Below are 646 nucleotides of genomic sequence, written 5' to 3' on the forward strand. Positions count from 1 at the left end.
GTGGAAAATCAGGTAAAAAACCACCCCGGTATGTGCCTGTGCAATGAATGTATAGTTGATATTGCCGCGATAGCTCTTAATAATGTTAAGCCGTTATACAGGTTTTCCATACTGGGGACACTTTACACGTCCCAGGCAATGACGGAGCAGTCTTATGCGGAAAGCGTCAAGAAAGCCGTGTCCGACGCGATAGAAAGGGTTAAGAAAAACCCGGCTCACGACTAAGTTCCGTTCGTAGTCTTAAAAGTTATTTTTCACTACTCTAAAGTCCCGCCTAAAGTTTCGCCGTCTTTTTCCAGTACCCATCTGCTTTTATAAACCCTAAAAACCGCGAGCAATTTTCCGCTTGTGCCGTGCCACGCGATATTTCCTTCGCTGTCAAGGGACAGGAAAAAATCCTTGCAGCCCAATAGTTTTACCGGCAATCCGGCGGTTCTGTCAAAATTAATTGTTTTTTCCGCTATTATCTTCGCTCCGTCGCCGCCCGCCGCTACCGCGGTTTTTTCCGCAGACTCCGCAATCAATAAATTAGCGGCTTCTCCGGGATACTCGTATATCTTTTCATTTATCGCCCTGTTTATGGAAAGAGCGTGGATAACCGTCTTTACGCCGTCCGTGTTCCTTGCAACCGAAGCGGCGTAAGTTT

2 protein-coding genes are annotated in these 646 nt (G+C 46.7%); one reads left to right on the plus strand and one right to left on the minus strand.

Annotated features, from left to right (window positions below; translation table 11 throughout):
- Nucleotides 1–225 (plus strand): late competence development ComFB family protein (locus ACYVTD_RS14785; RefSeq protein ID WP_461248478.1); only part of this gene is annotated, 225 nt, incomplete at its 5' end.
- 32 nt (nt 226–257) lie between these two features.
- Here the strand turns inward: ACYVTD_RS14785 and ACYVTD_RS14790 are convergent.
- Nucleotides 258–646, minus strand: a 389-nt coding sequence (locus ACYVTD_RS14790; RefSeq protein WP_461248479.1) for a hypothetical protein, incomplete at its 5' end; no start/stop codon positions are given.

The organism is Treponema sp. R6D11 (assembly GCF_054786075.1).